Here is a 7,036-nt window from a genome sequence, read left to right on the forward strand (position 1 = left end):
GATCCCGGCGGCGTGCTGATCGTGGACGACACCGGCTTCCTGAAGAAGGGCGTTCGGTCGGCCGGCGTCCAAAGGCAATATTCCGGAACCGCGGGCCGCACCGAGAACTGCCAGGTCGGGGTCTTCCTCGCCTACTCGAGCGGGCTGGGCCGGACGTTGATCGACCGGGCGCTCTACCTGCCGAAGTCCTGGACGGACGACCGCGAACGCTGCCGGTCGGCGGGGATCGACAACGGGGTCGAGTTCGCCACCAAGGTCCAGCTCGCGCGGGCGATGGTGCGCCGCGCGATTGACGACGAGATCCCGTTCCGGTGGGTGACCGCGGACGCCGGCTACGGCTACAGCAAGGGCTGGCGCTACGAGTTGGAGCAGGCCGACGTCTTCCACGTCGTGGCCACCACCCGCCACGACACCGTCGTCACCTGGCAGGCCATGGACCATCGGCTGCATGACCTGGTCGCAGACCTGCCCCGGCAGAAGTGGAAGCGCCGGTCCTGCGGCGACGGCGCCCACGGCCTGCGGATCTACGACTGGGCCCGCATCGAGGTCCGGCCCTGGCACCGCCCCGACCGCAGGCACTGGGTCCTGGCCCGCCGCAGCATCACCGATCCCACAAGGATCGCCTACTACATCGCCTACGCACCCGCCGATGCCACCCTCAACGAGCTGATCGCCGTCGCGGGCGCCCGCTGGGCGATCGAGGAATGCTTCCAGAGCGCAAAAGGCCAGTGCGGCCTGGACGACTACCAGGTCCGCCGCCACCAGGGCTGGTACCGGCACATCACCCTCGCCATGGCCGCCCACGCCTACCTTACTGTCATGCGGGCCCAACAGCTCGAAAGGGGGCCGGACCTGCTCGAACGTCAGACCTGATACCCCTCACCGTCCCCGAGATCCGCCGGCTGATCACCCACCTCACCCGGCCCGTCCGCCGCAGCATCGACCACATCCTGCACTGGTCCCGATGGCGCCGCCGACGCCAGCATCAGGCCCGGACCAGCCACTACAACAGACGAGGCCACAGCCCAAGAGCTGAAGCCTCGTCTCGGTAAGCACCGTTGCAGTACTAAGGCACCCCTCCGCAGGCGGCATGATCGACTACTCGAAATGAGACCCGGAGCATCCCTCTCTATCCTGTCGAGAAGGGCGCTCTGCCGCCCGCCCAATGGGTTCTGCGAACCAGGCCGGAGCCGAGGCTGCTCGATGGACGTGGAACCCGGGCGGGAGTGGGGGACCGGGGTGGGGGGTGGGGTGGACCGGGGGCCCGGGTGGGAATGGCACCTGGGGGCTGCGGGAGCGGCTCGGGCCGGTGGGAGGATGGCGCCGACGACGACGGTCGCCACGCACTCGGTGAAGGCCCGGGGGGCGCCGTCCGCAGGGAAGGCCGCACCACATGGCGACGTACCGACCGACCGTTCCGCTCCCCCGGGGCGAGGACGGCCCGCTCTGGACGCGCAACGACGCGCTGCTCGCCGTCGGGGCGACCTCGATGGACCTGCTCGGCTACGCGCTCGGCGCCGCCGAGGGCCTGCCCGTCACCCCCCTGGGGCTGCTGCTCGCCGTCGTCGCGGGCCTCCCCCTGCTCGGCCACCGTCGCCGCCCGACCGTCGTGCTGGTCTGTGTCCTGGCCGTCAGCCTGCTGCAGAGCCTGACCGCGCCGATGGCGCACCACTTCAACAGCACCGTCGCGGTCGCCCTGTTCCAGGCCACCCGCGTCGGGCGTGCCTCCGTGACGGTGCCCGGCGCCCTGGCCGCGATCGTCATCCCGCTGGTCGGCCTGGGGCGGACGATGCCCCCGCCGGTCATGGACATCGGTGGTGTCTCGGTCGCGGTCGCCCTGGTCGTCGGCTCGGCCCTCGCGGTCGGCCGCTGGCAGCGCGAGATGGCGATCAAGCGGACCCTGCTGGCGGACCGCGCGGTGGCGGACGAGCGCCGTCGCATCGCGCGGGAGCTGCACGACATCGTGGCGCACCACATCACCACCATGCAGCTGATGGCCGGCGGCGCCCGGGCCAACCTCGGCCGCGACACCGAGGTCGTGCGCGAGGCCCTCGTCTCGCTGGAGGGCTCCGGACGGATGGCCCTGCGCGAGATGCGTCAACTGCTCGACGTCCTGCGCGCCGGGGACGAGCCCGAGGAGGCCACCGGCTCCCCCGCCGCCCCGCAGCCCGGGATCGCCGACCTGCGGCGGCTCGTCGAGGACTCGGAGCGCGCGGGCCTGCCCGCCGAGCTGGCCGTGCACGGCGAGGAGCGCCCGCTGCCGCCGAGCGTCGCCCTGACGGTGTACCGGATCGTGCAGGAGTCGCTGACCAACGCCCGCAAGCACGCGGGCCCGGCGCGGGCCCGTGTCCGGCTGACGTACCACCCGGACCGGGTGAGCGTCGAGGTGCGGGACAACGGAGCGGGGGTCCCGGTCGGTGCCGGGGTCGGTGCGGGGGTCTCGCTCGGTGCGGGCGAGCCGGCGGGGGCGAGGGGGTCGGACGGCTACCGCAGCGGGTACGGGCTGACCGGCATGCGCGAGCGCGTCGCCCTGCACGGCGGCAGCCTGACGGCCGGCGGCCTCGACGGCGGCGGGTTCCGGGTGGCGGCCGGTCTGCCGCTTCCGCCGCTCGACTGAGCCGGGAGGCACGGGCCTGCGGCAAAGGCCGGGCCCGCGGCAAAGGCCGGGCCTGCGGCAAAGGCCGGGCCCGCGGCAAAGGCCGGGCCCGGGGGCGGCGTCGCCCCCGGGCCCGGCGGGTGTGTCAGCGGCACAGGGCGGAGTCCACCAGGGCGTCCGCGTGCTGGTCGACCACGTGGGTCGGGAGGACGGTCACCGCGATGCTGACGGCCCGGCCGTCCTCGGTCACACCGCCGCCCGTCCGGTAGCCCGGGATCGTCCCGCCGTGGCCCCAGGCCACGCCGCCGCAGGACAGCGGCGTGCTGATCAGGCCCAGCCCGTAGCCGACGCCCGCGCCGACCTCGGGGGCCGGCACCGTGGTCCGCATCTGGGCCAGCAGCTCGGGCTTGAGGAGCCGGCCGCCGATCAGCCCGCTGAAGAACCGGTTGAGGTCGCCGGGGGTGGAGACCATCGCGCCCGCGGCCCATCCCCAGGAGGGGTCCAGCTCGGTGTAGTCGCGCAGCGGCCCGTCCTCGGTCGCCCGGGCGTAGCCCTTGGGGTGGGGCTCGTGGATGGTCCGGTCCCCCGGGGCGGGGAAGTAGGTGTGGCGCAGCCCGAGACGGTCGACGACGCGTCGGTTGATCTCCTCGCCGAGGGGCCGGCCGGTGATCTTCTGGATGATCAGGCCGGCCAGCAGGTAGTTGGTGTTGTTGTACTCCCACTTCGTGCCCGGCGCGAAGTGGGCCTTCTGGGCGAGGGCCCGGTCGAGCAGCTCGCGGGGCTCGGAGTAGTAGTCCTTGTGCGAGAGGGCGAAGTCGCGGTCCACGTACTCGGGGAGGCCGCTGGTGTGCTGGAGCAGCTGACGGACGGTGATGTTCCGCCCGTCCAAGCCGTCGCCGCGTACCAGGCCCGGCAGGTAGGTGTCGACGAACGCGTCGAGCTCGACCTTGCCCTCGCCGACCAGTTGGAGCACGACCACGGCGGTGAAGGTCTTGGTGTTGCTGCCTATCCGCACCTGCCCGTCGACGGGCACCTTCGTGCGGGTGGCGAGGTCGCCGACGCCGGCGGTGTAGTTGCGGGTGCGCCCGTCGCGGCCCTTGACCGCCGCCAGTACGCCCGGCACGCCGTCCTCGCGCACCAGGCGGTCCAGGCCCTTCTGCACGGTGTCCGGCCGGGCGGCGGCCGTGACGTTCTCGGGGGTGGCCGTCGGGGACGGGGACGTCGCGAACGCCGGCTGGACCAGCGCGCCCGCCGTCACGGCCGCAACGGCCACGGCGACCGCCGCCGCCGTCCTGCGGCGACCGCCCGGACGCTGCCGGAGGGAACTGGACCGGTGCGCTGCATGCTCGTTCACGGAAGGGACTCCTGTGGTGAGGGGCTCTCCGGGGGATTCCCCGGCCGGTCTCCAGAGGACCATGCGGCGCCCCACCGATTCGTCCACGCCCAGAACGACCCCGACACCGGGAGCCGGGTCCGGGCCGCCCCTTTCCCGGGACCGTGCTCCCGGTCCCGCGGTCCGTCCGGCACGGCTCGCGGGCGGTCTACGGGACAGACTGCGGGACGGACTGGGGGCGGTTCCCGGGGCGGTCGTGCCCCGGGAACCGCCCGGGCCGTCAGCGCAGTGCGGCGCCGTAGACGTGCTCGACCTTCATCACCATCAGCACCCGCCGGTCGGCGACCATCACCGCCCGGTACTCGTCCCAGTCCGGGTGCTCGCCGGAGGCCCGGCGGTAGTAGTCGACCAGTGCCTCCGCCTCGGGCCCGTGCGGATCGCTCCCCGGCCCGGTGAGTGTCACCGTCCCCTCGGCGGTGGCCCAGGCCATGCCGTCCGCCCGGGTCACCTCCAGTGCGGCGCGCGGGTCCCGGCGCAGGTTGGCCGTCTTGGCGCGTCCCTCCGTCATCGACACGTACAGCAGCTCCGCCTCCCGGTCGTAGAAGGGCATCACGGGCGACAGTTGGGGCCGCCCGTCGGACTTGACGGTCGCCAGCACGCCGAGCCTGCTCACCGCGAGCAGGGCGCGCGGGTCGAACGGTGTCGCCGTCATGCCCGGCCCCCGTTCCGGGCCGGGCCGGTCGTCCCGGTCGTCCCGGCGTGTGCGGTGTGGCGGGTGCGTTCGGGGTGGTGGGTGCGCCCGGAGTACTCGGCGTGCTCGATGGTCATGGCAGAATCGTGGACCTTCATACCGGTGTGAAGGTCAAGGGGGAAACGCAGGTGCTGATCGGGGAGTTGAGCCGGCGGACCGGGGTCCACGCCCACCAGCTGCGCTACTACGAGGCGCAGGGCATGCTGCGGCCCGGCCGCGGGCCCAACGGCTACCGCGAGTACGCGGAGGCCGACGTGCTGACCGTCACCCAGATCAGGCGGCTGCTCGCCGCCGGGCTGTCCTCGCAGGACATCGCGTACCTGCTGCCCTGCGCCGTGGGCGCCGTCCCCGACTTCGAGCCGTGCCCCGAGCTGCTGGACACCCTGCGTGCGCGTCTGCGCGGGCTGGACGACCACATCGACACCCTCACCCGCTCCCGCCAGGCGCTCCGCGCCTACGTGGAGGCCACGGAGCGCCAGGTGTCGGGGCACGAGCGGGGCGGCGACCGCCGGTCCGCCGCCGCGTGAGGCCGGGCGGCCTGACGGTCAGTCGGCCGCGTGGACCAGCGTTCCGCCGACGTACGTCCGCAGGACCCGGGCCCGGGCGATCTCCTCGGCCGGGGCCGTGAAGACGTCCCGGTCGAGGACCACCAGGTCGGCGAGGTGGCCGGCCCGCAGGGTGCCCGCGTCGTCGAGGCCGTTCACGTGGGCCGCGCCGGCCGTGTAGGCGGCGATCGCGGAGGCGAGGTCGAGCCGCTGCTCGGGGAGGAAGACCCGGCCGTCGGTCGCCTCCGGCTCCATCCGGTTGACGGCCACGTGGATCCCGGCGATCGGGTCCGGGCTGCTCACCGGCCAGTCGCTGCCCGCCGCGAGGGTGGCGCCGGCCCGCTGCAGCGCGCCGAACGGGTACTGCCAGGCGGCGCGTTCGGGGCCGAGGAACGGGATGGTCAGCTCGTCCATCTGCGGTTCGTGGGCGGCCCAGAGCGGCTGGATGTTGGCGATCGCGCCGACCCGCGCGAAGCGGGGCAGGTCGTCCGGGTGGACGACCTGGAGGTGGGCGAGGTGGTGCCGGGTGCCCCGCCACCCGTTGGCGGCGCGGGCGGCCTCGACGGCGTCGAGCGCCTCGCGCACCGCGCGGTCGCCGAGTGCGTGGAAGTGCACCTGGAAGTCGTGCGCGTCCAGTTCGGTGACGTAGGAGCGCAGCGCGACGGGATCGACGAAGCTCAGGCCGCTGTTGCCGGTGGCGCAGCCGCAGCCGTCGAAGTAGGGGCTGGTCATGGCGGCGGTGAAGTTCTCCGCGATGCCGTCCTGCATGATCTTGACGGCGGGGGCGCGGAACCGCCCCACGGTCAGCTCCTCGCGGTGGGCGACGAGCCCGGGGATCTGCTCGGCGCCCCGGTCGCGTTCCCACCAGAGCGCGCCGGTGACCCGCGCGGTCAGCGAGCCGTCACGGGCGGCGGTGAGGTAGGCGTCGGACGGGTCGGGCTGGCCGTTGAAGGCGCCGAGCAGCGCGTCCTGCCAGCCGGTGATGCCGAGGGAGTGCAGCAGCCGCTGCGCCCGCAGCAGGCCGGCCAGCCGGTCGGCGGCGGTCTGGGCCGGGACGAGGCGGGCGACCAGCCCGGTGGCGCCCTCCTGGAGGACGCCGGTCGGGGTGCCGTCGGCGTCGCGCTCGATCCGGCCGTCGGCCGGGTCCGGCGAGTTCCGGTCGAGGCCGGCCAGTTCGAGGGCCCGGCTGTTGACCCAGGCGCCGTGGTGGTCCCGGTTGAGCAGGTACACCGGCCGGTCGGGGACGACGGAGTCGAGGAGCCGCCGGTCGGGCAGACCGCCCTCGAAGCTCTCCAGGGACCAGCCGCTGCCGGTGATCCAGGGCCGGTCGGGGTGGGCGTCGGCGTACTCGCGCACCCTCCGCAGGTACTCCTCGACGCCCAGGGTGCCGGTCAGGTCGCAGTCGGCGAGCTCCTGGCCGCCGTGGACGGCGTGGATGTGCGCGTCCTGGAACCCGGGGAGCAGCAGTCGGCCGGTCAGGTCGACCACATCCGTCCCCGGTCCGATCAGCTCCCGCACCTCGTCGTGGCCGACGGCCGTGATGCGCTCGCCGGTGACGGCGAGGCTGGTCGCACGGGTGCGGGCCGGGTCCCCGGTGTGGACGGGGCCGTGGGTGAAGAGCAGATCGGCCTTGGTCATGGGTGGTGCTCCAAGTCGGTGTCGTGACAGGTCGGGGGGGGTTGCCCGGCCGGGGTGGGGCGCGGCGGCCCGCGGACGGTTGCTCCGGGGGGCGGGCCGGGGGGGCCGGCGGGGGGGCCGCGGCTTCAGGGGGCGGGGGGGCCCGCAGGCGTGGTGGCGGGGCGGGGGGGTGG

The 7,036-nt window shown here is 74.2% G+C and carries 6 protein-coding genes; 3 read left to right on the plus strand and 3 right to left on the minus strand.

Annotated elements, in window-relative coordinates; translation table 11 throughout:
* Window positions 1–873, plus strand: an 873-nt coding sequence (locus tag ACFWIC_RS02040; RefSeq protein WP_380515019.1) for an IS701 family transposase, incomplete at its 5' end; no start/stop codon positions are given.
* 520 nt (window positions 874–1,393) lie between these two features.
* Window positions 1,394–2,617, plus strand: coding sequence for a sensor histidine kinase (locus ACFWIC_RS02045; RefSeq protein WP_380515022.1), 1,224 nt, complete (start codon window positions 1,394–1,396; stop codon window positions 2,615–2,617).
* A 124-nt stretch (window positions 2,618–2,741) separates the two neighbouring features.
* Here the strand turns inward: ACFWIC_RS02045 and ACFWIC_RS02050 are convergent, their stop codons facing one another.
* Entirely contained in the window at window positions 2,742–3,950 is a 1,209-nt protein-coding gene (locus ACFWIC_RS02050; RefSeq protein WP_380515024.1) for a serine hydrolase domain-containing protein, read from the minus strand.
* A 259-nt stretch (window positions 3,951–4,209) separates the two neighbouring features.
* Window positions 4,210–4,641, minus strand: a complete 432-nt coding sequence (locus ACFWIC_RS02055) for a PPOX class F420-dependent oxidoreductase (protein WP_329949128.1) — start codon at window positions 4,639–4,641, stop codon at window positions 4,210–4,212.
* A 167-nt stretch (window positions 4,642–4,808) separates the two neighbouring features.
* Here ACFWIC_RS02055 and ACFWIC_RS02060 point away from each other — a divergent pair, with 167 nt between their 5' ends.
* Window positions 4,809–5,207, plus strand: coding sequence for a MerR family transcriptional regulator (locus tag ACFWIC_RS02060; RefSeq protein ID WP_329949130.1), 399 nt, complete (start codon window positions 4,809–4,811; stop codon window positions 5,205–5,207).
* An 18-nt stretch (window positions 5,208–5,225) separates the two neighbouring features.
* Here the strand turns inward: ACFWIC_RS02060 and ACFWIC_RS02065 are convergent, their stop codons facing one another.
* Complete coding sequence (locus ACFWIC_RS02065) at window positions 5,226–6,863, minus strand: amidohydrolase (protein WP_380515027.1); 1,638 nt, start codon at window positions 6,861–6,863, stop codon at window positions 5,226–5,228.
* Between the last annotated feature and the right edge of the window lie 173 nt (window positions 6,864–7,036).

The organism is Kitasatospora sp. NPDC127035, from assembly GCF_042726075.1.
Classification (GTDB): Bacteria; Actinomycetota; Actinomycetes; order Streptomycetales; family Streptomycetaceae; genus Kitasatospora.